The organism is Erwinia sp. JUb26 (assembly GCF_003751505.1).
Taxonomy (GTDB): Bacteria; Pseudomonadota; Gammaproteobacteria; order Enterobacterales; family Enterobacteriaceae; genus Erwinia.
The window spans coordinates 1-26,066 of the sequence record NZ_RJVB01000001.1; the positions used below are offsets into that span (position 1 = coordinate 1).

At 59.7% G+C, this 26,066-nt stretch carries 12 protein-coding genes and 2 pseudogenes; 7 read left to right on the forward strand and 7 right to left on the reverse strand.

Annotated elements, in window-relative coordinates; all coding sequences use genetic code 11:
* Positions 1-556: 556 nt before the first annotated feature.
* Positions 557-1,831 (reverse strand): enterobactin transporter EntS, encoded by a 1,275-nt coding sequence (entS, locus tag EC836_RS00005; protein WP_123328886.1) that lies wholly within the window; start codon positions 1,829-1,831, stop codon positions 557-559.
* 175 nt (positions 1,832-2,006) lie between these two features.
* On the opposite strand from entS, the gene fepD reads away from it, so the two are divergent.
* From fepD to EC836_RS00020, 3 genes are read left to right on the forward strand one after another with little or no spacing between them, the layout of a single operon-like run.
* Positions 2,007-3,041: a Fe(3+)-siderophore ABC transporter permease gene (gene fepD / locus EC836_RS00010; RefSeq protein WP_123328888.1), complete on the forward strand. Its 1,035-nt coding sequence runs from the start codon at positions 2,007-2,009 to the stop codon at positions 3,039-3,041.
* 10 nt (positions 3,042-3,051) lie between these two features.
* Positions 3,052-4,089: an iron-enterobactin ABC transporter permease gene (gene fepG, locus EC836_RS00015; RefSeq protein WP_123328890.1), complete on the forward strand. Its 1,038-nt coding sequence runs from the start codon at positions 3,052-3,054 to the stop codon at positions 4,087-4,089.
* Positions 4,086-4,910 (forward strand): ABC transporter ATP-binding protein, encoded by an 825-nt coding sequence (locus EC836_RS00020; protein ID WP_123328892.1) that lies wholly within the window; start codon positions 4,086-4,088, stop codon positions 4,908-4,910. Before fepG ends, EC836_RS00020 begins: the two co-directional genes overlap by 4 nt.
* A gap of 79 nt (positions 4,911-4,989) precedes the next feature.
* Here the strand turns inward: EC836_RS00020 and EC836_RS00025 are convergent.
* A pseudogene (locus tag EC836_RS00025) lies at positions 4,990-5,404 on the reverse strand (type II toxin-antitoxin system HicB family antitoxin).
* A 655-nt stretch (positions 5,405-6,059) separates the two neighbouring features.
* Between EC836_RS00025 and EC836_RS00030 the strand changes: the two are divergent.
* Entirely contained in the window at positions 6,060-7,109 is a 1,050-nt protein-coding gene (locus EC836_RS00030) for a DUF4238 domain-containing protein (RefSeq protein WP_123328894.1), read from the forward strand.
* Between the two features lie 42 nt (positions 7,110-7,151).
* Here EC836_RS00030 and EC836_RS00035 read toward each other — a convergent pair.
* From EC836_RS00035 to fes, 4 genes and pseudogenes are all read right to left on the reverse strand, one after another.
* Positions 7,152-8,262, reverse strand: a pseudogene (locus EC836_RS00035) (IS3 family transposase).
* A 215-nt stretch (positions 8,263-8,477) separates the two neighbouring features.
* The gene (locus EC836_RS00040) at positions 8,478-17,015 is read right to left on the reverse strand and encodes a non-ribosomal peptide synthetase (protein WP_123328896.1); all 8,538 of its coding nucleotides are present in this window, start codon (positions 17,013-17,015) and stop codon (positions 8,478-8,480) included.
* 57 nt (positions 17,016-17,072) lie between these two features.
* On the reverse strand, positions 17,073-17,285 hold the full coding sequence (locus EC836_RS00045) for an MbtH family protein (protein ID WP_123328899.1): 213 nt from the start codon (positions 17,283-17,285) through the stop codon (positions 17,073-17,075).
* The gene (fes, locus tag EC836_RS00050) at positions 17,278-18,624 is read right to left on the reverse strand and encodes an enterochelin esterase (protein WP_123330684.1); all 1,347 of its coding nucleotides are present in this window, start codon (positions 18,622-18,624) and stop codon (positions 17,278-17,280) included. The genes EC836_RS00045 and fes overlap by 8 nt, the downstream gene beginning before the upstream one ends.
* A 319-nt stretch (positions 18,625-18,943) precedes the next feature.
* Here fes and EC836_RS00055 point away from each other — a divergent pair, with 319 nt between their 5' ends.
* Positions 18,944-21,130: a TonB-dependent siderophore receptor gene (locus EC836_RS00055; protein WP_123328901.1), complete on the forward strand. Its 2,187-nt coding sequence runs from the start codon at positions 18,944-18,946 to the stop codon at positions 21,128-21,130.
* Positions 21,131-21,164: 34 nt separating this feature from the next.
* Here EC836_RS00055 and EC836_RS00060 read toward each other — a convergent pair whose 3' ends face one another.
* Positions 21,165-22,085, reverse strand: a complete 921-nt coding sequence (locus EC836_RS00060; RefSeq protein ID WP_123328903.1) for a LysR substrate-binding domain-containing protein — start codon at positions 22,083-22,085, stop codon at positions 21,165-21,167.
* 115 nt (positions 22,086-22,200) lie between these two features.
* Here EC836_RS00060 and EC836_RS00065 point away from each other — a divergent pair, with 115 nt between their 5' ends.
* Entirely contained in the window at positions 22,201-23,415 is a 1,215-nt protein-coding gene (locus EC836_RS00065) for an MFS transporter (RefSeq protein ID WP_123328905.1), read from the forward strand.
* 375 nt (positions 23,416-23,790) lie between these two features.
* Complete coding sequence (locus EC836_RS00070) at positions 23,791-25,992, forward strand: TonB-dependent siderophore receptor (RefSeq protein ID WP_123328907.1); 2,202 nt, start codon at positions 23,791-23,793, stop codon at positions 25,990-25,992.
* The last annotated feature ends 74 nt before the right edge of the window (positions 25,993-26,066 follow it).

The following is a 26,066-nucleotide window of genomic DNA, read 5'->3' on the forward strand; positions in this document are numbered from 1 at the left end:
AAACTGGTACACATCTGCTACGGTGTGCTGATGAAACAGCAGACATATAACGAGAATTACGTGGCAGCAGCTTGACGTTTAACACGGTAGCTGTGGCCTCGAATTGCGCATCCCTGCGCTCAACGGTCCGTGAACCCGGCCTGCACCGATTGCCCGTTAACTTAGGTGTCGCGGGTGGAGAAAATTCTTTTTTCTGGAAAAATGCTGGTTTTCAGATTCATCTATCCACACTTCTTCACTTCTTCACTTCTTCACTTCTTCACTTCTTCACTTCTTCACTTCTTCAAAATATCGGCTGTGGATCATGGCTTAGATCGCCAAATCGGCGTTGAAGGTTAGAAATAGCGCCAGATTTTAAAACAGCCACTCGAAAGCCTGAAGGGTGAACGTAGTGGGGAAGATAAGCCGGGTATCTGCGGCAAGGATGCCGCAGCTAAGCCCACAGGGATGTGTTAACGGCGTCCCGGCGTTATTCCCCATTACGGTCGCCCGGTCACCGAACCTGAAGCGACACTGATGCCCGAACAGAACGGTCTGGGCACCCATCTCAATTCGGTTACTGCTCTGTCAACGGCTCCGACTTCTCGCAGGATTCTGCTTCCTCCGGCCCGCTCAACGAACAGCGCCGCAGCGTCTTAACCGATGCCGCCAGCACCAGCGCCACGCCCGCCGCCGCTGCGCCAAACGCAAACACGCTCATCAACGGTGCCAGCACCCGACCCAGCACGCCCAGACCGAGCGCCCCGATCGAATCCCCGCACACGTCCTGCGCCGTGCCCAGACTGTTAACCCGGCCCAGCAGCGCATCCGGCGTATGATGCTGAATCAGCATATATTGCAGCAGCGAAGCAATCGCATTGCAGTAGCCGTAAACCACCAGCGCCAGCAGGGCAGGCAGCATGTGGCCGTACAGCCCCAGCGAGGCAATCGCGGCGAAAGCGCAGGTGGCGCTGACCAGCATCACCACTCCAGGGCGCGCGCTGCGCGGCACCCAGCCGCTGGTCAGTGCGCCGATCATCGCGCCCAGCGGCACCGCCGAATACATCAACCCAATCGCCGAGGCATCCGCCTGATAGCTCTCCGCCAGCGCCGGGAACAGCACCCGCACCGCGCCGACGATGCTGATCAGCAGGCCCAGCAGCACCACGGAACCCACGACCTTCTGCCGACAGACAAACTGCACGCCGCTGACCAGCGCGCGCAGGGGATGCTCGGGCTCGCTCGGCTCCGGCTTCATCTGCGGCAGGCGAACCAGCGGGATCAGGGTCGCCAGCGTGCCGATGGCCGCCACGGCAAACGCCCAGCCCACTCCACCGGCAACGATAATCACTCCGCCAATCGCCGGGGAAAGAATGGCCCCGAGACGTACGGTGATCATGCTCAACGCCCCGGCCGCACCGAGGTTTTCGCGGCCCACCAGCAGCGGGATCACCGCCATCAGCGCGGTCATGCCCAGCGCGCCGAAAAAGCCGTCCCACGCCGCCAGTACATACAGCGCCCACAGCGAGGGGGCGGGGCTGAAGGCATTCAGGCTCAGCGCCACGAAGCCCAGCCCGCAGGTGCCGCGCGCAAACAGAATCAGTTTACGGCGGTCCAGCCGGTCGGCCAGAATGCCGCCGAGCATTAAGCCAATAAACATGCCCACGCCGTCCAGCGCCACCGCCACGCCCACCAGCAGGGTGGAGCCGGTCATGGCCTGGATCTGAATAGGCACGCCCACCGCCAGCATACCCAGCGAGAAAACGGAGAGCATACGGGCGCAGAAAATGGCGCGGAAGTGAGCGTTGTGCTTGAGCAAACTGAAATCGAGGAGAATAGATGACTTAGCCATAGTGTCCATGAGGTTCGAAATGAGCCATTACCTGATGGGCGGATGGCCTCCGTCCGGTCAGGCGCGATGGATGCCGATTTTTTTCTGGCGGGCAGCATGGTAACATAATTAGTTAATAACATTAATGATAATAATAATCATATTCATTTCGAAAATTAAGAGAGGATTGTCAGGGATGTCGCTCCACCGTTCTCAGCCCGCCACGCCGCCGCAGCCGGTGGATGCGCGCTATGCTGCCCGCCTGAGCGGTGTGGCAATCTGCCTGGCGCTACTGCTGCTTGTGTCCCTGGCCAGCCTGATGATTGGCGCGCGATCGATCGCCCCCTCGGTGGTCTGGCAGAGCCTGTTTGGCCAGATGCAGGGGCCGGACAGCACGATTATCTTTAACGCCCGCCTGCCGCGCACCCTTGCCGGGCTGCTGGTCGGGCTGGCGCTCGGCGGAGCGGGCGCGGTGATTCAGGCGCTGACCCGCAACCCGCTGGCCGACCCCGGCATCCTCGGCGTGAACTCCGGTGCCAGCTTTGCCATGGCCATCGGCATTACCCTGTTCGGGGTGAACAGCATGGCGGGCTGGCTGGGCTTTGCCTGGGGCGGCGCGCTGGCGGCCAGCATTGCCGTCTGGCTGATTGGCACCCTGAGCGGTGGCCGGGTGAATCCGATCCGCCTGACGCTGGCGGGCGTGGCGCTCAGCGCGGTGCTCGGCGGCTTTACCTCCTCACTTTCTTTATTAAACCCGCAAACCTTCGACCAGATGCGCTTCTGGCAGGCCGGTACGCTGGACATCCGCGATCTGCACAATCTGGCGGTGGTCGCGCCCGCCATTCTCGGCGGTGCCGCGCTGGCGCTGGTGGCTTCGCGTTCGCTGAACAACCTCAGTATGGGGGAAGATCTGGCGGCGGCGCTGGGCACTAAAGTGGTCGCCATTCGCCTGCTGGCGCTGCTGGCGGTGATGCTGCTCTGCGGATCGGCCACCGCGCTGGTCGGCCCGATCGGCTTTGTCGGGCTGATGGTACCGCACGTGGCCCGCTGGTGGGTGGGCTCGGACCAGCGCTGGATACTGATTTACTCCTTTTTAATGGCCCCGATCCTGCTGCTGACGGCGGATATCGCGGGCAGACTGATGGTGCAGGGCGAGCTGCGGGTATCGATCGTTACCGCGCTGATTGGTGCCCCGGTGCTGATCTGGCTCGTTCGCCAGCGTAAGAATTAAGGACCGCGATATGCACTCCCGAACGCTACTGATTGGCCGCGCCAGCGGCTGGATAAACCTGCGGCTCAGCGCCCGCGTACTGTGGGTCAACGTGGCGCTGCTGCTGCTGGCGACGGTGCTGGCGCTGTTTGCGCTCTGCTACGGCACGCTGCGGATTTCCCCCGGCCAGGTGTGGCAGGCGCTGTTCGGCGACGGTCCGGCAGGATTTCAGACCGTGGTTAACCAGTGGCGCGCGCCGCGCGTGGTGATGGCGCTGGTGCTCGGTGCCGGGCTGGGCGTCAGCGGTGCCATCTTCCAGTCCGCCATCCGCAACCCGCTTGGTAGCCCGGACGTGGTCGGCTTCAACGCCGGTGCCTTCACCGGTGCGCTGATTGTTATCATTCTGCTTAACGGCAGCTACTACCAGATTGCCGGTGGCGCGCTGCTCGGGGGCATCGCCGCCGCCGCGCTGGTGTATCTGCTGGCCTGGCGGCAGGGGATTGTTGGCTTCCGGCTGATTATCGTCGGTATCGGCATTGGCGCGGTGCTGTCGGCGCTGAACAGCTGGCTGATTATCAGCGCCTCGCTGGAAAGTGCGATGAGCGCCGCCCTGTGGGGAGCCGGTTCGCTCAACGGCATCACCTGGAGCAAAGGCCAGCCCGCGCTGGTGCTGGTGCCGCTGACGATTATCGCCACGCTGCTGCTGGGTCGCCGCCTGCAGCTGATGGAAATGGGCGATGACAGCGCCCGCGCGCTGGGCATCAACGCCGAATCAAGCCGTCTGTGGCTGATGCTCGGCGGGATTATTCTTACCGCCGTCGCCACCGCGACCGCCGGGCCGATTGCCTTTATCGCACTGGCGGCACCGCAGATTGCCCGCCGCATGACGGCCGCCAGCGCGATGCCGCTGTTTTCCGCCGCGACCACCGGTGCGGTACTGCTGCTGCTGGCTGATGTTATCGCCCAGCACGCCTTTAACGGGATACAACTGCCGGTCGGTGCCGTTACCGTCAGCATCGGCGGCCTGTATCTGATCTGGCTACTTATCAGGGAATCTCGTCGCTCATGACCGATACGCTTTTATCCTCCCGCCTTGCGGCGGCCGACTTAACGCTGGCCTACGATCAGAAGGTGATTGCCAGCCAGCTCAGCGTGCAGATACCGGATCGCAAATTTACGGTAATTATCGGCCCCAACGCCTGCGGAAAGTCGACCCTGCTGCGGGCGCTGTGCCGCCTGCTGAAGCCGCGCAGCGGTCAGGTGCTGCTCGACGGCAGTGATATCCACCAGATGGGCACTAAAGCGCTGGCACGGCAGTTGGGCCTGCTGCCGCAGCATGCGATTGTGCCGGAAGGGATCAGCGTGGCCGATCTGGTGGCGCGCGGGCGCTATCCGCACCAGACGCTGTTAAAACAGTGGAGCGAAGCGGATCGTCAGGCGGTGGATGCCGCCATGCAGGCAACCAACGTCAGCGAGCTGGCGCAGCGCAGCGTCGATGAGCTTTCCGGCGGTCAGCGCCAGCGAGTGTGGGTGGCGATGGTGCTGGCCCAGCAAACGCCGCTATTACTGCTGGATGAACCGACCACCTGGCTGGATATCGCCCACCAGATTGAGCTGCTGGATCTGTTCCGCCAGCTCAATCAGGAGCACGGCCACACCATGGTTGCGGTGCTGCACGATCTGAACCAGGCCTGCCGCTACGCCGATCATCTGATCGTGATGAAGCAGGGAGAGATTATCGCCCAGGGCGAACCCGCCGAGATTATCAGCAGCGATCTGGTGCAGCAGGTGTTCGGCATGGAGAGCGTGATTATCGACGATCCGGTGTCGCATACGCCGATGATTGTACCCTGCGGGCGCTATCATCAGGCGCGGGTGGCAGGGGAGTAAATCTACTGCGCAGTTAAGAACGGGAATCCCCGGCGGGGTGCCGGGGAGGTCTGATTGCTTTTTATCTGTGGGAGGACGGTTAGCCGACCCTGCGCAACTCATTACGCGTAGCCTCTGCGATAAACGCGCTGCGGCTGCCGTACTCCGGTGTGTTTATCACCGCTCGATCGATCTGATGCAGTAAACGATGGGGGCAGGGTAATGTTAATCCGCTCCGCACGGCCATCGAACTGATCCATATTGACATTAATCACCGCCCACTGGCCGCCGCTGTATTCGGCCGCGTTAGCGATAATATGTGCCTGCATCGGCTTAGGCGCGGGGATTTTCAACTCATTATCAACAAGCGCTTCGAAGTGGGCTCTAAATGCGTTTGCTGCATCCGCATAGGCTTCATCGATGTCCTTACCGGCGAAAATACAGCCGTCAACATCGGGAAACCACCCGCTTGACGTGCCGTCTGCATCGATTTCTATAAATGCCGGGTATTGCATTTTTCTGTTCCTTCAGTGGCTCAATGATGCGGTGAAAAGTACATAGCGTATGCATTGTTTACAAGAAGATGGCTTAGGCTGAGTGATGATTTTCGGGCTGGTTCTCAGCTTTTTGTAACATTGCTGAAAAAGGAGAGAAATGATGTTTTAGGCGTTCTTTTGACAATATAGAACACCATCTTGGCGTCTGGGAATTGGGGGTGATAACTGCGTAACTTTTTACAAAATGGAATCAGAGTTTTTCGGAGGGGGAAGCTTGAAAGAATTATAAAAAGCTAAGCTGTGATTGATATTATATTGATATGTAATGCGTTTAAGTATCTAATTTCATGGCTTTTCGATTTCGATCGAATTCTCAATGCGAACGTCGTAGATTCGACTCCTACTAACGGGACCACTCTGACTATTTAAAAATCTCTCTAATTATGCCAAAAAATCATTAAATTACAATGATTTACGTAATTTTTTGTCTCTGTTCGTCTATTGGCTTTCCCAGAAATCTACTGTGAGTTGGGGTATCAATCGGGTATTCTGTTACGACTGAAAGTTGCCACCTAAACCTGAAAAAATTTAAATTTCTAGTACTACTGTAAGAAAAATTTTTTTTCTTTTATGATAAACTTTGTTAAAGATAATTTTTAAAAAGGATGTAGAGATGGCAGGTAAAAGACAGCATTTTATCCCTAGATTCTTACAACGCGGGTTTTCAATAGAGAAAAACGGAAAGTTTTTTTCTTGCTTATGTAAAAAAGAGTTTATAAAAGAAAATATCGTAATTGAAAATATTGGTTTGGAAAATAATTTTTATGCTCTCAATGGCGATTCGTCAGTTGATGACAAAATAACCGAAAAAGAAACTTATATCTACTCAAAAATCGTCCGTGAGTTAGTGAATGGTACATTTAACATGGATGATATTGGGAGTTTGTCCGACTTTGTCTTTCATATGGAAATTAGAACTAAAAATTTGCGTTCTAACTTCACCAACACAGCATCTTATCTAATAGATCAGATGCGTTCAAGGCTTTTAAGCAAAGATGCACTGGTTAGATATTTCAATAAAAATATCATTTGTGATCCATTAAAAATGGATAGGTTGATAAATGAGCAGCTCAATAAATTAAATGTTCCACAAATTTTTCGCCCGCACATTAAGGTTGTTTTGTTTAATAATATTCATGCTTGGCTTCCCGATATAGCAAATGAACTTTCATTGCAGCTTATCCCTTTGTTTGACAATATGGTTTTATCAGGCATTCCTGAAGCTGCTAAAAAAGGGCATTTAAAAGGGATTGCGTTGGATGAAAATTTGAAAATTGAAGAGTATAAGAAGTTAAGTTATAAAGTAATCAATGTTGAGCAGTCATTGATATTAGGGGATTGCATCGTCGTTTTTGAAGTTGATGGAGATCGTAGATTTAAGCCATTTTATGAAAAAGATGATATTTTAAAGGCAATATATATGCCAATTAATTCAAATTCTATATTGTATGGTTCAAAATATCCTGATGGCAATCTAAATCTTGAAAATATAAATGATATTGTAGCACAATGTTCAACTGATTTTTTTATTTGCAAGAAACCTGTTAATAATATGAATGAAATTCAAAAGTCCATTGGTGTTAATTCATATCTTTTGTCGAATGAGTTTGTTGATGAAATTTTGAGTGATTTAATTAGTGATAATGTTTTGTTTAGTCATTAAAAGGTATATAAACTGGTTTTTAGTTTCGTAAACAAACCCGTTTTAGTTCCAAGTACTTTTTGAGTTTTCCGTATTTTCCGCCATCAGCCTGTGCTCCTCTGGAATCAGGATGTTCAGAGATTCATGAGGGCGTTCGCTGCTATATTCGGCCAGCCAGCCCTCTGTGGTCTTTCTTGCTTCGTTCTGCATTCTGAATAGATAAAAATCCAGTATTTCTGTTCGATACGTACGGTAAAAATGTTCGATAAATGCATTCTGCGTAGTTTTTCCCGGACTGATAAACTCCAGAGCTAAGCCATGATCTTCTGCCCATTCCGCAAGAGCCAGTGATATCAGTTCCGGTCCGTTATCCATCCGCATCTTCAGCGGATAACCACGGTTTGCCACTATTCTGTCCAGCACCAGCACGACCCGCTGCGCCGGGATATTAAGGTCGATTTCGATGGCCAGAGCCTCGCGGTTAAAATCATCAACGACGTTGAACGTCCAAAAATGTCGGCCACATGTCAGCGCATCGTGCATAAAATCAACAGGCCAGCTTTGGTTGAGTGCTTCCGATGTTATCAGTGACGCCGTGTTGCGTGCCGGCAGGTGTTGTTTACCTTTACGACGAAAATTGAGTTTCAGAAGGCAGTAAATCCTGTGGACACGCTTGTGGTTCCAGGCGTTGCCCTGCCTGCGAAGCACCTGAAAGAGCTTCTTAAAGCCATAGTGCGGATAGCGTTCGGCCGCCTCAGTCAGCCTCTGGATCACCGGTTCATCACGCCGCGTATCCGGTTGATAGTGAAACACTGTCCTGCTCTGCGATAACATCCTGCAGGCATGACGTATTCTCATCGTAAATTGCGCGGTCAGATAGCTGACGAGTTCACGTTTTATCACTGGTTTTAAAGCTTTTTTTCGAGGACGTCTCTCAATGCCCGACATTCAAGGCTCAGGTCGGCAAACATCTGCTTCAGGCGACGATTCTCGTCTTCAAGATCTTTTATCATTTGATATCAACTGATTCCATCCCGCCATATTTTGCTTGCCAGTTGTAATAACTGGCTTCGGCAATAGCGGCCTCACGGCAGACATCTTTGACTGTTCGTCCGGCTTCGACGGACTTGAGAACGGCGATAATCTGGTGTTCGGTGAATCGTATCTTACGCATAGCGATCTCCTCAGGGGACATAGTCAGTATGTTGGAAGATATCTAAAAGTGAATGGGGCGTTTTAGCGGAATACTTACACTTACCCCCCCACAAATAAAAAAATCCACGCAACCGCGTGGATTTTTCAGTTTTACCAATCATTCATGAGATCCGCTAAAACCTCATTAACCAAACCCAATCAAACTGCAAACCTCATTCAGCCTCAAACCAGCATTCACTCCGCACTCCTACGCGCAGCAATCACCGAATTCAGCAGCGGACCAAGCTCTACCAGCGACTCCGGCGACAGGATATCCATATGCTCGCAGGGCAGGCGGTGGATCGCCAGATCGCGCAGGTACGGTGCCCAGCAGGCCGCCACGTCCATGCCTTCCGGCAGCGTTTTGCTGGCAACGAACAGTGTGGCTTCACCGTCGAATCGATCGCTGGTGGCTGCGGACAGTCGTAGCACCGCATCGCGGTAGTTCGCTACGATATCGCGGAACATCGCCGCTTTCTCCGCCTGCAGCAGCGGATCGCCGTCGTCGATGTTGGCGGCCATAAACTCAGCCTCCTCGCGCGCCACTTCCGCCCGGGTTTCCTCTTCCGACGGCGGCGTCCAGTCCTGGCCCTCCGGCGGATAGGTATCCAGCAGGCCGAGGAACGCCACCTCTTCGCCCTGCTGTTGCAGGCGTGCCGCCATGCCGTGGGCGAGGGTGCCGCCCAGCGAGTAGCCGAGCAGATGGTACGGCCCCTGCGGCTGCACGCTGCGGATCGTGGCGAGATGGCGATCGCACATCTCATCGATGCTGTCGCAGTTGGCAATGACCCCGTCCGGGCGCGGGGATTGCAGGCCGACAATCGGGAAGTCGCCCTCGATGTAGCGCATCATGCCCGCGTACTGCCAGGCAAAGCCGGAGGCCGGGTGGATGCAGAACAGTGCCGGGCCGCTACCGCTGCGGAACGGCAGGCATTCGCCGCTGGCGCGGCTTTCCGCACCGTCCGCGCTGCCGTCGTCCAGCAGGCGCGCCATCTTCTCCACGCTGCGGGCGGCCATAATCTGGCCGATCGACAGCGGGCTGTGGGTGCGGCGTTTCAGCTCTGCCGCCAGGCGCATCGCCAGCAGCGAGTGGCCGCCGAGCGCGAAGAAGTCGTCATCGGCATGAATTTCGTCGCGATCCAGCAGACGGGCGAACAGATCTGCCAATAGCTGCTCGTGATCCGTTTCCGGCAGACGCCCGCCGGAGCGCGGTGCCTGCGGCAGCGGCAGGGCCTTGCGATCCAGCTTGCCGTTGGCGCTGAGCGGGAAGCTATCGGTAAATACGTAGCTGACCGGCAGCATATGGGCGGGCAGTCGTTCCGCCAGCTGCTGATGCAGCCGCTCGCTGTCCGGTTGCGCGCCGGGTTCGGCAATCAGCCAGGCCACCAGCTGCCGCGCATCGGCACCGCCGGTGCTCTGGCCGCCAAGCTCGCGGGCGGCAACCACCGCCTGCGCCACGCCCGGCAACGCCAGCAGCGCCTGCTCGATTTCACCCAGCTCGATGCGCTGGCCGCGGATCTTCAGCTGATCGTCGCTGCGGCCAAGGTATTCCACCGCGCCGCTATCCAGCCAGCGGGCGATATCGCCGGTGCGGTACATGCGTTCACCTGCAACAAACGGATCGGCGACAAAGCGCTGGGCGGTGAGGTCGGCGCGGTGCAGGTAGCCGTCGGCCAGCTGTACGCCGCTCAGGTAAAGATCGCCCGCCACGCCCACCGGCACCGGCCGCAGCAGGGCATCGAGAATGCGCAGCTCGGTGTTCCATACCGGGTAGCCGATCGGCACCCCGGCCCCCTGACAGGCGGCCAGCGCCTCGCCGGAGGCCGGATACCAGCTGACGTCGACGGCGGCTTCGGTCGGGCCGTACAGATTGTGCAGCGGTGCAGCAACCCGGGACTGATAGTCGTTCGCCAGATCGCAGGAGAGCGCCTCGCCGCTGCAGAATACCCGGCGCAGCGTGCGGCAGTGCGGGGCATCCGTACCGCTTTCCAGCGTGGCGGTCCACGCGGCCAGCATCGACGGCACGAAGTGCAGGGTGGTGACGGCGTAATCGTTGATTAAGCGGGTCAGCGCGTCCGGGTCGCGATGTGCATCCGGCGGTGCCATCAGCAGCTGCGCCCCGGTCATCAGCGGCCAAAAGAACTCCCACACCGACACGTCAAAGCTGCACGGCGTTTTCTGTAGCACCACGTCATCCGTCGCCAGCGGGTAAGCATCCTGCATCCACCACAGGCGGTTAACGATCGCCTGATGCCCGACCACCACGCCTTTCGGCCGTCCGGTAGAGCCGGAGGTATACAGCACGTAGGCCGGGCTGTCCGCGCGAGCGGCAGGCAGCGAATGCTGCGGTTCGGCCTCGTCGGCCAGCCGGTCGAAGTTCAGCAGCGTGCCCAGCGCGGCAAAGCGGGATGCCAGCGCGCTTTCGGTAATGGTTAACGCCGGACGGGCATCTTCCACCATATAGCTCAGGCGATCGTCCGGGTAGCCGGTATCCAGCGGCAGCCAGGCCGCGCCGACCTGCACAATTGCGGTCAGCGCCAGGCTCAGGCGCACCGAGCGCGGCAGCGCCACGGCGACCACATCACCCGGCTTAACGCCAGCGGCAATCAGGCGATCCGCCAGCAGGCGCGCCTGCATATTCATCTGGCGATAGGTCAGACGATGCTCAACGTCCAGCAGCGCCAGCGCGTCCGGTGTGCGGGTAACCTGGCGTGCAATGGCCTGCTGGAGGGTATCGGCGGCGAGCGGATGCGCGGTAGCGTTGATCTTCGCAACCAGCGCCTGCTCATCCGGCGTTTGCAGCGTCCAGCGGGCCAGCGGCCTATCCGGCTCGGCAACCAGCTGTTCAATCAGCATCAGCAGGCGATCGGCCAGGCGCTGCGGATGGCTGACCGCATCGCGATACTCCATCAGCAGCTCCAGGCGTTCGCCCGGCAGCACCAGCAGCGTCAGCGGATAGTGGGTGTAGCCCCGGTTACCAATCGCCTCGCAGCGCAGGCCCTCATGCGGACGGTGCAGATCGCCGTTATCCGGGTAGTTTTCCACCACCAGCAGGGTATCGAACAGCGTTCCGCTACCCGCCAGCTGCTGTAGTTCGCCCAGCCCGAGATCGTCGTGCTCAATCAGCTGGATCTGCTGCGCCTGATGTTCGGCCAGCTGGGCCAGCAGCGGGCGCTGCCCGTCAAACCGCATGCGTACCGGCAGGGTGTTACTGAACAGGCCGACGTGCTGCTGCTGGCCTTCAATCTGACCAAAGCGGCCGGAGACCGGGGAGCCAAACACCACGTCCTGATGCCCGCTTTCAATAGCCAGCAGCATGCCCCAGATCCCCTGCATCACGCTGTTCAGCGTCAGGCCGCGCTGGCGGCACAGCGCCAGCAGGCCCTGCTCCAGCTCGGGCTTCAGCAGCAGCCGCCGCTCGTGTACCTCGCCCGCAGGGGCGTCAGCGCCGAACAGCAGGGTGGGGCGTACGTCCTGCAGAACCGACTGCCAGATCTGGCGCGATGCTTCGGCATCCCGCGCGGCCAGCTGCAGGACGATGTCGGCATAGCTGGCCCGGTGCGGTGTCAGCGCCTGCGGCCCGTGATACAGCGCGGTCAGCAGATCGGTCAGAATCACCGGCGTGGACCAGCCGTCCACCACCAGGTGATGCGCGTTCAGCAGCAGCGTGGATCGCGCCGTATCGCCGTGACGCACCAGCACCGCGTGCAGCATGGCGGGCTGGCTGAACAGATCGCGCGCCAGCTCGATTTTCTCCAGCTCCAGCAGCGCGGCGTCTTCCTCTTCCGGCGTCATCTCCGGCAGATGCTGGCTGTCCAGCTGCCAGCAGCCCTGCTGGGGTTCAATCACCGGGATCAGCTGTAGCGGCTGAAGGGCCAGCTCGCTGTCGAAGCGCGCCGCCAGCTGCGGATGATGGCGCACCACGGCGTTCAGCGCCGCGCGCAGGCGATCTTCATCCAGCGGACCGCTGAACGTCAGGTGGGTCAGTGAGTTGTAGCTGCCGCTGTTACCGGCGGTCTGGGCGTGGAACAGCAGCCCTTTTTGCAGCGGCAGCAGCGGCAGGATCGCCGCCAGCGGGCCGTGGCGTTTTGCCAGCGCCAGCACATCCGGCTGTTCTACGCCGTCCAGCGCCACTTCGGCCGCCACCAGCGTATCCGCCGCCTGCTGCGGATAGCGGCTGGCGAAGCGGCCCAGCGCGTCTGCAGCGTCGGCAATACCGCCGTGCAGGGCGTCGATGTCCCGTTCGCTGAAGACGTCGCGCAGCCAGCCCCAGTTGATCGCCAGCTGCGGTTCGGCAGACTGCTCATCGACGAAGATATTGACCTCCAGCGCGTGCAGCTGCGGCATCTGCGGGTCCTGCCAGACGGCAAAGGCATCGCGGAAGCGGTGTCGTGTGCGCTGCGGGGTCCACAGCGCGCTACCGCTGCTGAAGCGGCCAAGATAGTTAAACAGCACTTCCGGCGCGTGCCGCTGCGCCAGTTCCCGCAGCTGCGGGCCGTGATCGTCGCTCAGCCAGCACAGCTGCCCGAAGCCGATACCGCGATCGTTCACCGCGCGCATCACGCTTTTCACCGAGCGGACGGCATCGCGCAGATTACCGGTGTCGCCCTCGTTCAGCGAGATCAGCAGCGGATATTCGGCGGTCAGCCAGCCGACGGTGCGGGCCAGATCGCTGTCGCCTTCCAGCTCCGCGCGGCCGTGCGATTCCAGGGTGTAGCGCAGCTCACTGGCCTCAAAGCAGCCAATCAGCGCCAGCGACAGCGCGGAAAGCAGCATCTCTTCGGTGCTGGCGCGATACTGCTGTGGCAGCGTGGTCAGCAAGGCGCGCGTCTGGCCGGCGCTGAGCAGGGTGCGTTTCTCCTTCAGCTCGCCGTGGCGATCGCGGCCGGTCAGCGCGCGCTGGCCGAGCAGCGGCACCGGGGATTGCAGCATGCTCTGCCAGAACGGCAGTTCGGCGGCGCGTGCCGGGGTGGTGCTTTTCAGAACGGCGGACCAGTCGTGCAGCGAGGTTTCTTCCGCCGTCAGCTGCGGTTGCTGACCGGCCATTACCGCCTCGGCGGCCTGGCGCAGTTCGTCGAGCAGTACGCGCCAGGACACGCCATCAACCACCAGATGGTGGATCACCAGCACCAGCCCGAAGGTTTCCTGATGATGCTGTAGCAGCGTGGCCTGCATCATCACGCCGCTGGCCGGATCGAGGCGCTGAACGGCATCGGTATAGGCGTCTTCCGCGCAGGCTTCCACCGCCTGATAAATCGGCGCGGTCTGCACCCAGCCGCTGAAACCGGCAGGCTGCGGTTCACCGACCACCAGCCGTTCGTCGCGGGTAAAGGCGGCCAGCGCGGGATGCGCACCGGCCAGCGCACGCAGTGCCTGGTCCAGCTGCTGCGGCTGAAGCTCCGCAGGCACCTGTAGCCAAACGCCGTGAGCGAAGCGCTGAGTGATGCCGCCGTGCGCGGCAAAGGTGTTCAGGATCGGCAGGCCGTCAATCACGCCCTGCTGCGCCACGCGCTGCGCTTTCACCACGGTCGACAGCGGCTCCATGCTGTGCGCCATGCGGGCGGCGGTGCGCTGCGCGAAGATATCGCGCGGGCGCAGCAGGTATCCGGCGCGGCGCGCGGCGGTACTCAGCCCCATCGCGGAAATACTGTCGCCGCCGAGCGAGAAGAAGTCGTCATCGGCCCCGGTGCGCTCCATGCCCAGCAGTTCGGCAACGGCCTGGCAGATCAGCGTTTCCTGCTCGGTCTGCGGTTCACGGCCCGGCTTAAACACCGCCTGCTGCGGGGCAGGCAGGGCCTGGCGGTCGATCTTACCGTTAACGTTGAGCGGCAGGTCGGCCATCACCACCAGCACCGCGGGGACCATATAGTCCGGCAGCGTCACCGCCAGCTGTGCCAGCAGGTGCGCGGAGAGATTTTCATCGGCGCGCAGGGTGTCGTCCTGTACCGAGCAGTAGCCGATCAGGCGATGCGTGGCCCCGATAGGCTGGGCGATCACCACAGCGGTGCTGACCTCTGCCAGCGCCACCAGCGCGTTTTCCACTTCGCCCAGCTCAACGCGGAAGCCGCGTACTTTAATCTGGTGATCGACGCGGCCAATAAACGCCAGTTGGCCGTCGCTGCGCCAGCGCATCAGATCGCCGCTGCGGTACATCACCTCGCCGTCGAGGAAGGGGTTAGCCACGAAGCGGGCGGCGGTCAGATCCGGGCGGCGCAGGTAGCCACGGGCGATGCCGGTACCGGAAATATACAGCTCGCCCACGCTGCCGACCGGCACCTGGCGCAGCTGATTGTCCAGCAGCCAGACGCGGGTATTGCCCACCGGGCGGCCAATCACCGGCTGGCCGGAGGCCATTACGCTGGCACCCAGCGTATCAATGGTGTATTCGGACGGGCCGTAGTAGTTGTGGATCTCGACTTCCGGGTGCTGCTGCATCAGCTTCCACAGCGTCGGGGTGGCCGCCTCACCACCGATCATCACAAACGCCGGGCGATGGCTTTCCGGCTCAAACAGCCCGCTGTCGATCATCTGGCTGAAGAAAGAGGGGGTGATATCCAGCAGATCCACCGGCACCTGCTTCATTTTTTCCAGCAGCGCCCAGGCATCGCGGCGCAGCTCTTCGTCGAAGATCGCCAGCTCACAGCCCATGATCATGCAGAAGACCGGCTCCCAGGAGGAGTCAAACGAGAACGAGGCGGTGTGCCCGGCGCGCATGCGGCGCGGCTGCGTGCGGTGGAATTTGTCGATCGCCGGGCCAAACAGGTTGCTCTGGTGCGACAGGAACAGGTTGAGCAGCCCCTGATGGGTGCTCATCACCCCTTTTGGCCGCCCGGTGGAGCCGGAGGTGTAAATCATATAGGCCAGATGCTCGCCGCGCTGGGCTTCGCGGCGCTCGTCGTCGCTGACCGCCCCGGTTGCCTGGGCCGCACACGCGGCCAGCAGGGTGGCATCGTCGATGCATAAGTGGGGCAGCGGCGGCATCTGTGCGAGGGTGCCGCTGTGGGTTAACAGCAGCTTCGGCTGGGCGTCATCGCACATCAGCGTCAGGCGCTCGCGCGGATAGTCGAGGTCCAGTGGCATATAGGCTGCGCCGCTGGCCAGCACGGCGAAAATGGCCACCAGCGAGTCAACGGAGCGCGGAATGCCAATGGCGACCACATCTTCCGCGCCCAGGCCACGGGTAATCAGCTCACGGGCCAGCTGCATCGCGCGGGCGGAAAGCTCGCCGTAAGTTAAGCTGACTGCGCCGCAGGTGACGGCTACCGCATCCGGCTGCTGCGCCACGCGTTTTTGCAGCATGGCAAGGATAGATACTTCGCCGGGCTGCGGGGCAACGCGGATGCCACGTGACCAGCCATCGATCTGCCGCTGCTCCTGCTCGCCGATTAGCGACAGTGCAGCCAGCGGCAGCTCGGGTTTTTCAGCCAGCTGTTGAGCAACGTGGGCGATGCGTTCGGCATGCCATTGCAGCATCTGGCGGTCATACTTCTCCGCGTTGGCGACCAGCGTCAGCTGCAGTTCGCCCTGCTGGAAACCGACTTCAAATTCGATGTCGTCCACCGGCCCCATCGCCAGCGTGTGGCTGACGGCCGCCATGCCGTCAAAGCTCAGCGAATCGTGATAGACCTTCAGGTTGATCACCGGACCGTACAGCGGCTTGCTGCTGCCCACCAGGCCCAGATCGCGGCGCAGCTGCTCGGCTTCATAGCGCTGATGGCGGCGAACCTGCTTAATCTCCCCCTGCAGGGCAAGGCTGACATCGGCCAGGGTCATCTCCGGCCGCAGGTTAAGCAGCAGCGGCAGCACGTTGACCACTGGTCCGGTAGCGGCAAGGGCGGCAGAGCCCATGCGGCGCATAAACGGGAAGCCCACACTGAGGTGGTATTCCCCGCTGATGCGCGCCAGCCAGCTGACCAGCAGCGCACTGGTCAGCTCGGCGGGCGTCAGGCTGGCGGTCTGCGGCTGCTGACTGAAGGCGGTAAACAGTCCGGCGGGCAAGGTAACCGGCTGTTTGAGCGGGCCGGAAGTCTCGGTACCGCTGAATGACTCGTTCGACAGGGTGAGCGCCGCCGGGAAATCGGCGCCGTGCTGCTGCCAGAACAGCGCCGAGCGCTCATACGCCGGAGAGTGCGGATAGTCGAGGTATTCGGCTACCACCTCGCCGAAGGGAATAAACGGCGAGGGCGCAGGCGTGTCCTGCGCGCGCAGTGCGCGGTAAATCTCGGCCACGCGCCGCGTCAGCGCCTCAAAGCTGAATCCGTCCACCAGCAGATGGTGATAGCGCTGATACCACAGCCAGCCGCCGTCACCGATGCGCATCATCACCTGCCGGTACAGCGGACGTTTGCCGTCGGCGGCGAGGTCGGCGGCCAGATCGTCCAGCATCAGCGTCTGCGCCGCCTGGCGCGGGTCGGCGTGCTGGCTGAAGTCAACCCACTCAACCGGTTGCACCTGCTGCGCGGTACTGCGCAGCGGCAGGGTTTGCACCGGCGTGCCGTCGGCCGCCAGGCCAAAGCGGGCCTGCACGGTATCGGCCTCCGCCATCGTCTGACGAATGGCGCGATCCATCGCCTGGCGATCGATGTCACTATGCAGTTCACTGTAGTGCGCGACGGTAAAGGTGTTGCTTCGGTGGGCGATCTGGTCGGCAATCCAGATCCCCGGCTGCGCGGCGACCAGCGGATAATCGGCAAAGTCTGCCAGTACTTCGGGGGCAATATGAGTCTCGGACACGGTGACGATTCCTGTCAGCAAAACAAAAAAAGGGTGGAACGCGGCGTGCAGGCCCGATCAGCCTGCCTGTTTTAGCGCCGCCGGGCGCATATCCTGCCAGTGCGCTTCGATATAGGTGATGCAGTCGGCGCGGCTTTCCGGCCCGAACACGGTCTGCCAGCCGGGCGGCACATCGGCAAAGGCGGGCCACAGGCTGTACTGCTGCTGCGCATTCAGCAGCACCAGAAAACTCAGGCTTTCATCGTCAAACGGGTTCTGTTGTTCAGTCATGGTGGGTTCCTGTTTCTGCAGGGTGTTGAGGATCGGCGAAATCGGCCAGCAGCCAGCGCAGGCCGTCAATCAGCCCGCCGCGCCAGCACAGCGAATCGTGGCCGCCGGAGAAAATACGGAAGAAGGTGTGATGCCCGGCGGCGACCAGTGCCTCGTGCATCTGCTCGCTGAGCGGCGCCATATCGCCCTCGCGATTGCCCGCTTCCATAAAAATGGTCAGCCGACTGGCGGGCAGATCGCGCTGAATCAGCTGCGCGGTCAGCCAGCCCATTTCGCGCTGTTTCAGCTCGCCAAAGTTGCGGATCAGCTGCATATTCGGCCACCAGAACGAGCCGGACTGGCTGAGCACGCGGCCAAAGCGGTGTGGGCGGTGCAGCCCGGCATAGGTGGCTGCCAGCCCGCCGTAGCTCTGGCCGGTGACCACGGTGCGGTCGGCTTCCTCGCTGAACGGCGTGCGGCCGCGCGCCAGCGGCAGCAGCTCTTCTTCGACCGCCTGCCAGAAGGTCGGGTTGCACGGCAGCTCTTTCTCGCGCCATTCCATATTAATGACGTCAATAAACAGCCAGGCCGCCGCCGGGAAATGATTGCTCTCGGTTTCGCTGTCCAGTGCCGCAAACAGCGGGCTGCCTTCCGCCCAGTTCTGCCCGTCGAGGACAATCACCAGCGGGCGGGTTTCCGGGGTGTCGGTGTGGCCGGTGGTGTAAAGCCAGATGCAGCGTTCGTTGCCCAGCAGGTCGCTTTGCCAGGTGAACTGCTGCAGGCGAACGGCGTCGGCCAGCGGCGTATGGCCGGAATCCAGCAGATGCCATGAAGACTGATCCGGCGCGCCCGGCATATGCGCGGCGGAGAGCGGATGATGGCGGCTGTTAAAGTGCGGTGCGCTGTGGTTCAGCGGATCGGAAATGGCGAACGGGAAAAGGGATATCCACCACTCGCGCTGCTGGCGGGCGCGGGTTTCTCCGTCGCTGCTGAACGCGGGAGGCAGCTGCGCGGCGCCCACCGGGATCAGGCTGTAGCTGCCGCGCCACTGTGGGTCGATCTCCGTTGACCAGTGCCAGACGTCGGTACCCGGCACGCGATGCAGGCTCTGCGGCTGCGGGCTGTGGTGGTCGGTGACGCAGTTGATATCGGCATACACCTGACGCACCGGGGACTGCGATTCGTCACCGGCCGGATCGCGCCAGAAGTAGCTCATTCTGACCTGGTCTTGGGAATATTCTTCCACCAGCGGCGTGCCGATATGCGCCAGCTCCTGCCACCAGGCCTCTGCGCCGATGTTTTCCATTGCTAGCAATGCTGCTGCGCATCCGTATGGCTGGCGGAGAGGGCGAGGCCACATCTTTTTCGTCACGGGTGTTTTCCTTTGGTTACATTGTGTTACTTAAAGTTAATCTTTCTAAGCTCGCTTAGATTTAACAACGCTAATGCAAATATTATTGAGAACAATTTGCATTTGCAATAAGATGCCGCCCAACTTTCCAGGGGATGACGGTAAGTTACGTAGAGATAACGGTTTTCTCCTGGAAGGGGTATGGAAAAGTACCGTCAGTCGCAGTGGCAAACGGGCTTTTAGTCTTCGTCGCGCTTATCAATTTCGCTGACAGCCGCGACTTTATGGGGATTCCCCTGGAAAGTTGTTACGGACGAGAGAACCGAACATGTTCAAAAAGATTATAAAACAGGCAGGACCAGGCCTGGCAATACACTCTGATAAACCTTCCCTGCGTATTTTGCTCGCATCCTCTCTGTTAATGCTGCCGCTGGCCCATGCCGCCGCAGAGGACACCCTGACGGTGACCGCAGAGAACCGCGAAAGCGTCACCGCCCCGCTGAAAGGCGTGGTGGCGAAAGAGAGCGCCGCCGGAACCAAGACCGGCACGCCGCTGAGCAAAACGCCGCAATCGATTTCGGTCGTCACCCGCGAGCAGCTGGACGATCAGGCATTTGAGTCGGTGGCCGATGCGCTGAGCTACACCAGCGGCGTGGTGACCAACTATCGCGGTAACTCCAACCGTAACGACGAAGTGATCAGCCGCGGCTTCCGCTATGCGCCGAAGCTGCTGGACGGCCTGCACTCCGGCCTTTCCAGCTCCAGCGGTGGAGCAGGGCAGATCGACCCGTGGCTGTTAGAGCGCGTGGAAATGGTCCACGGCCCGGCGGGCGTGCTGTACGGCCAGGTCAGCCCTGGCGGTCTGCTGATGATGACCAGCAAGCGACCGACGGCGGAAAGCATTCACGAAGTGAAGCTCAGTACCGGTAACCATCACCTGGGCGAAGCGGCCTTTGATTTCGGCGGCAAGCTGAACGATGACAACACGCTGTTCTATCGCCTGAACGGCATCGCCAGCACCAAAAATGAAACGGTGAAGCACAATAAACAGCAGCGCTGGGCGATTGCCCCGGCGATCACCTGGCTGCCGAATGCGGACACCAGCTTCACCCTGCTGACCAGCTACCAGAACGATCCGAAGGCCGGGTCGCGTAACTTCCTGCCGATGGCGGGCACGCTGAAAGAAACCAGCGTTGGCTACCTGCCGTATGATTTCAACATCAACGACCAGAGCTACTACGGCAACAAGCGCGAACAGGCCTCCATTGGTTACGAGCTGGATCACAATTTCAACGAAGCGCTCTCCTTCCAGCAGAACCTGCGCTACACCCACCGTGATGAAGACTATAAATATATGGTCTACACCACCAGCTCCAGCGTGAACGATCACACCATTAACCGCCGTCCGCAGCAGGAAACGGCGATGACCAACGAGTTCGGCGTGGATAACCACCTGAAGGGCGTGTTCGACACCGGCGAAGTCAGCCATACCGTGCTCGGCGGCCTGGACTACCGCTGGAGCCGCGTGGCCAGCACGCTGTCGCGCCATACCTCGGATAAGTACCAGCTTGACTGGGCTAATCCGACCAGCGTTGAGGTGAATAATGCCGATATCGCTCTGACCACCAGCAGCGTTAAGCAGCTGCATCAGGTTGGGCTGTACCTTCAGGATCAGCTGGAGTGGGATAACTGGAACCTGGTGCTGTCGGGCCGTAACGACTGGTCGCAGACCCGCACCATCAACCGCATCAGCGGATCGGACGTCACCCAGAACGACAGCAAGCTCACCGGTCGTGCGGGCCTGCTGTACGCCTTTGATAACGGCCTGTCGCCGTATATCAGCTACAGCACCTCGTTTGAACCGAACCTGAGCACCGGCGCGCCGGGCACCGATCCGTTTAAGCCGACCAGCGGCGAACAGACGGAAGTGGGGCTGAAGTTCCAGCCGGTCGGCAGCGACACGGTAATGACCGTTTCCTGGTTCGACATCAATCAGAAAAACATCACCTCCTATAACAGCACCACCGGCTACAACGAGCAGATCGGTAAGGTCAACTCGCAGGGTGTGGAAACGGAGATCCACGCACAACCGATCCCGGAAGTGAAGCTGATCGCCGCCTATACCTACACCGATGCGGTAACCAAAGAAACCTATACCGCGACGCAGCTGGGCCACACGCCGGCCAGTATTCCGCGCCATGCGGCATCGGCCTGGGGCAGCTACAGCTTCCTCAACGGTCCGCTGAGCGGCTTCACCGTCGGGGCGGGTGTGCGCTACGTGGGTGATGCACCGGCGGATTCCACCGGCACCGACGAGGTTCCGCACTACACCCTGTACGATGCGATGGTGAAGTATGAGCTGGGCCACGCCGTATCATCGCTGGAAGGCACCACCGTTCAGCTGAACGTGCAGAACCTGACCGACGAACGCTATGTTGCCTCGTGCAGCAATGCCGAAGCCTGCTTCTACGGTACAGACCGTACCGTAGTGGCCTCGGTGAACTACCGCTGGTAATTGCGGGCAGCCGCTCGGGCAGGGTATCCGGCAGTCACTTGCCGGGTTTCCCTGCCCTGCTGGCCTCACCGGCTGGAAATACCCGCGCACTCAAGAAATCGACCAGTACCCGAACTTTCGGCGAAGGATGCTTACTCGCCGGCCAGAGTACCTGAAGGGTACCGGTACGATGCACGTGATCCGGCAGAACCCGGCACAGACGACCATCGTTCAGAAACTCTCTGACCGAGTAATCCGGCAGAAATGCGATGCCTTTGCCCTGCAGCGCGAAGCAGACGCGCGTTTCGATATTGTTGCAGATCATCGATGTCGGCAGTTGCAGCTCAGGCTCGCCTGGCGTTCGCGGCAGCGGCCAGACGTCCAGTTTTCCGCTGTTGGGGAAGCGGAACTGAAGGCAGATATGTTCCGCCAAATCGGCAGGCATGCTGGGAGTGCCATGTTTTGCCAGATAATCGGGAGACGCGATCAGCACCGACTGGAAATTCCCCAGTTTACGTGCGGACAACCGTGAATCATCGGGATCACCCGTTCTGACCACCGCATCGAAACCTTCCTCAATGACATCAACCAATCTGTCGGTGAAATCCAGATCGAGTTCGATGTCCGGATAAGCACTCATAAACTCGCCAAGCACCGGCAGCACCAGTGAACTGACCAGCGGCAGGCTAATGCGCAGGCGACCGCGTGGCGTGGTCTTAGCCTGTGACAATTCCAGTTCTGCCGCCTCGATTTCGGCAAGGATGCGGCGACTGCGCTCCAGGAACAGCGTGCCTTCGGCCGTCAGCGTGATGCTGCGCGTGCTGCGATGAAATAGCCGTACGCCGAGTTTTTCTTCCAGCCGCGAAACACTCTTGCTGATGGCCGACGCGGACACGCCGAGCACGCGTCCAGCCAGGACGAAGCTGCGGGTTTCCGCCACCTGCACGAAAACGGTAAAGCCGCTCAGACTGTCCATTGGGTTTCTCCATTGCTGACATAATTGTCATTATATCTGAGAAATGTAGCCTACTTACTCTCTAATCAAAAGTGCTCTATCGTAGTTGGGAAATCAAATGAGAAGAGGAATTTCCATGTTTTCCAACGAAAAGTGCCAGGCACAGGCTCAACCGGTCGGCGTGCCATCGTCAGCCGAGCGGCTCCCCTGGATTGGGCTGATCGCACTCGCCATGGCGGCCTTCATCACGATCCTGACGGAAACCCTGCCAGCGGGTTTACTGCCGCTTATGGCTCAGGGCCTGACGGTCTCCGAAGCGCTGGTGGGCCAGCTTGTCACCGTCTATGCCATTGGTTCCCTGGCGGCAGCCATTCCGTTGACCACCGCCACGCAGGGCGTTCGTCGGCGTCCGCTGCTGCTGGCTGCAATAGCGGGTTTCGTCATCGCCAACACCATCACGACGCTGTCGACCAGCTATGTGCTGACGATGGTGGCCCGTTTCCTCGCGGGCGTGTCGGCGGGGCTGGTGTGGGCACTGCTGGCGGGATACGCCGCGCGAATGGTGCCCGAGCATCAGAAAGGACGTGCGATCGCCATTGCGATGGTCGGAACACCCTTAGCCCTGTCGCTCGGCGTGCCGGCCGGCACCTTTATCGGTAACCTGGTGGGATGGCGCGTCTGCTTCGGCGTGATGAGCCTGATGGCGCTGGTTCTGATGATGTGGGTGAGGATCAGGGTTCCGGATTTTCCGGGGCAGGCCACGGATAAGCGACTCTCCCTTGGGCGCGTGTTTGTCATCCCCGGCATCCGTCCCATCCTGTTGGTGATCCTGGCCTTCGTGCTCTCGCACAACATTCTTTATACCTACATCGCGCCGTTCCTGGCTGGCGCAGGGATGGTCGAACGGACCGGTCTGGTGCTGCTGATCTTTGGTGTCACCTCACTGCCTGGCATCTGGGGCGTGGGGGTGCTGATTGACCGTCACCAGCGAGCGCTGACGCTGGCCAGTCCGCTGTTGTTCGGCATGGCCGTCACGGCGATGGCGATGGGAAGCGATGAACCAGCCATTGTTTACGCGGCGGCGGGCATCTGGGGGCTGGCTATCGGAGGGTCAGCAACGTTGTTTCAGACGGCGCTTTTCAGGGCAGCGGGCGATGCTGCGGATGTTGCTCAGTCGATGGCGGTAACGGTATGGAATATGGCGATTGCCAGTGCCGGTATCATCGGCGGTGTGTTGCTCGACCAGTTCGGTACGGCGGCATTCCCACCCGTACTGCTTACGCTACTGGCCGCGACCTGGCTGATCGTCTGGATTGCAAAACGACACAGCTTTCCACCTTCGGCACATTGAGTCTGGAGGGATCTGCCCCCCGCTAATGCTTCCTGGCCGTGGCTGAATAACACGACTTCATTCTGAGAAACTTTACCTGTCTCCTTTGTTTCTGATTCTTGTTTTGGTGGTTTATTGCGCTATCTGGGCACAACTGCTGCAAATGATAATGGCATTGAGAATTATTTATATTTGCAATAGTATGCTGCGCAGATTTTGCATGGAAATCACTAACTCAATATGCAGTAAGGATTTTCCTGAAAAAGTCATAACACGATCCGCAGCCGCACCCGGCTGATGAGATCGGGGATAGCGGTCGGGACGTTTTATTTAACGATAAGTTCCCGGCCGGACTGGTGTTTTTTTGGCAAGCAGTTCCTGAATGGATGAAGAGATATGTTCAGTACCGTTAAAAAACAGGCAAGACCAGGCTTCGCAGTACGTTCCGATAAACACACAATGCGTCTTTTACTCGCCTCCAGCCTGCTGGTGGCCCCGATGGCCAAGGCCGCGACCGCGCCGACGGCCGAAAACACGCTGACGGTGACCGCCGAAAGCCGGGAAAGCATCACCGCCCCGCTGAAGGGAACCGTCGCGAAAGAGAGCGCCGCCGGAACCAAAACCGATACCCCGCTGCGCAAAACTCCGCAGTCGATTTCGGTGGTCACACGCGATCAGATGGATCAGCAGGAACCGGCCTCCGTGGCCGAGGCGCTGGCCTACACCAGCGGCGTGGTGACTACTTATCGCGGCAACTCCAACCGTAATGATGAAGTGATCAGCCGCGGCTTCCGTTATGCGCCGAAGCTGCTCGACGGCCTGCACTTCGGGCTTTCCAGCCAGAACGGCGGGGCGGGTCAGCTTGACCCGTGGCTGCTGGAGCGCGTGGAGATGGTTCACGGCCCGGCGGGCGTGCTGTACGGCCAGGTCAGCCCCGGCGGCGTGGTGGCGATGACCAGCAAGCGCCCGACCGCGCAGGAGATCCGCGAAGTGAAGCTGAGCACCGGCAACCGCCATCTTGCTGAAGCGGCGTTTGACTTCGGCGGCAAGCTGAACGACGACAACACGCTGTTCTACCGTCTGAACGGCATCGGCAGCACCAGACACGAATTCGTCAAGGACAACAAGCAGCAGCGCGTGGCGATTGCCCCGGCGCTGACCTGGCTGCCGAACGAAGACACCAGCTTTACGTTATTAACCAGCTACCAGAACGATCCGAAAGCCGGTTCACGTAACTTCCTGCCGCGCGCGGGTACGCTGTACTCCACCAGCGTGGGCTATGTGCCTTACGACTTCAACGTCAGCGAATCGAGCTACGACAAATCGACGCGCGAACAGACCTCCATCGGCTACAACCTCGATCACAACTTCAACGATGCGGTGTCGTTCACCCAGAATCTGCGCTTCACCCATCGCGATGAAGACTATAAGTATCTGGTGTATAACGTCGTTGCCCCGGCGAACGATCACACCCTGACCCGCATGGCGCAGCACGAGTCGCAGCTGACCAACGAATTTGGCGTGGATAACCAGCTGAAAGGCGTGTTCGATACCGGCGCGGTGAAGCATACCGTTCTGGGCGGGCTGGACTATCGCTACAGCCATATCAATTCGAAGATGTATCGTGACCGCAACAGCGACTACCCGATCGACTGGGCGAACCCGAGCCATACCGACATTGATGCCAGCAAGCTGTCTCTGGTTTCCAGCGATCAGAAAACCCTGAACCAGGTGGGCGTTTACGTTCAGGATCAGCTGGAATGGAACGACTGGAATCTGTTGCTCTCCGGTCGCCACGACTGGTCGCAGGTGAATACCCGCGATAACACTACCGGCGGCTCTGAAAACAGCTACAACGATAACCAGTTCACCGGACGTGCGGGCCTGCTGTACGCCTTCGACAACGGTATATCACCGTACGTCAGCTACAGCACCTCGTTTGAACCGACGCTGTACCAGGGAGAACCGGGCAGCCCGGCAATGAAGCCGACCACCGGCAAACAGACTGAAGTCGGCGTGAAGTATCAGATCCCGGACAGCAACACCCTGCTGACGCTGTCCTGGTTCGATATCACCCAGAAGAACGTGGCCTCGTTTAACCGCACCACTTACTTCTACGATCAGATCGGTAAAGTGAAGTCTCAGGGCGTGGAAGCGGAAGTTCACGCACAGCCAACCCCGGAAATCGCGCTGACTGCGGCTTACTCTTACACCGATGTGGAAACCAAAGACTCGCCAACCGCCGCTGAAATCGGCCACGCTCCTGCAGCGATCCCGCGCCACGCCGCGTCTGCCTGGGGCACCTATAGCTTCCAGCAGGGCGTGCTGAACGGTCTGACTATCGGTTCCGGCGTGCGCTACATCGGCACCGCGCCGGGCGATGCGGTGGGTGAATACTATGTGCCGCACTACACGCTGTACGATGCCATGGCGAAGTATGACCTCGGCCAGGCCACGTCATCTCTGCGCGGCACCACCCTGCAGCTGAACGTGCAGAACCTCAGCGACAAGAAATACGTCTCCTCCTGCAGCGGCGAAGATGCCTGCTTCTACGGCGTGGGCCGGACGATTGTCGCTTCGGTTGACTACCGCTGGTAAGCCGCAGCCCTGAAGGGTAAGGGCCGAAAAAACGGCACCACCAGGCCGCCGTCTGAGTTGCAGACGGCGGCTTT

Coding starts and splice junctions, on each gene's coding strand:
- entS (WP_123328886.1), bottom strand. CDS start 1,831: ATGGCTAAGTCATCTATTCTCCTCGATTTCAGTTTGCTCAAGCACAAC.
- fepD (WP_123328888.1), top strand. CDS start 2,007: ATGTCGCTCCACCGTTCTCAGCCCGCCACGCCGCCGCAGCCGGTGGAT.
- fepG (WP_123328890.1), top strand. CDS start 3,052: ATGCACTCCCGAACGCTACTGATTGGCCGCGCCAGCGGCTGGATAAAC.
- EC836_RS00020 (WP_123328892.1), top strand. CDS start 4,086: ATGACCGATACGCTTTTATCCTCCCGCCTTGCGGCGGCCGACTTAACG.
- EC836_RS00030 (WP_123328894.1), top strand. CDS start 6,060: ATGGCAGGTAAAAGACAGCATTTTATCCCTAGATTCTTACAACGCGGG.
- EC836_RS00045 (WP_123328899.1), bottom strand. CDS start 17,285: ATGACTGAACAACAGAACCCGTTTGACGATGAAAGCCTGAGTTTTCTG.
- fes (WP_123330684.1), bottom strand. CDS start 18,624: ATGTGGCCTCGCCCTCTCCGCCAGCCATACGGATGCGCAGCAGCATTG.
- EC836_RS00055 (WP_123328901.1), top strand. CDS start 18,944: ATGTTCAAAAAGATTATAAAACAGGCAGGACCAGGCCTGGCAATACAC.
- EC836_RS00060 (WP_123328903.1), bottom strand. CDS start 22,085: ATGGACAGTCTGAGCGGCTTTACCGTTTTCGTGCAGGTGGCGGAAACC.
- EC836_RS00065 (WP_123328905.1), top strand. CDS start 22,201: ATGTTTTCCAACGAAAAGTGCCAGGCACAGGCTCAACCGGTCGGCGTG.
- EC836_RS00070 (WP_123328907.1), top strand. CDS start 23,791: ATGTTCAGTACCGTTAAAAAACAGGCAAGACCAGGCTTCGCAGTACGT.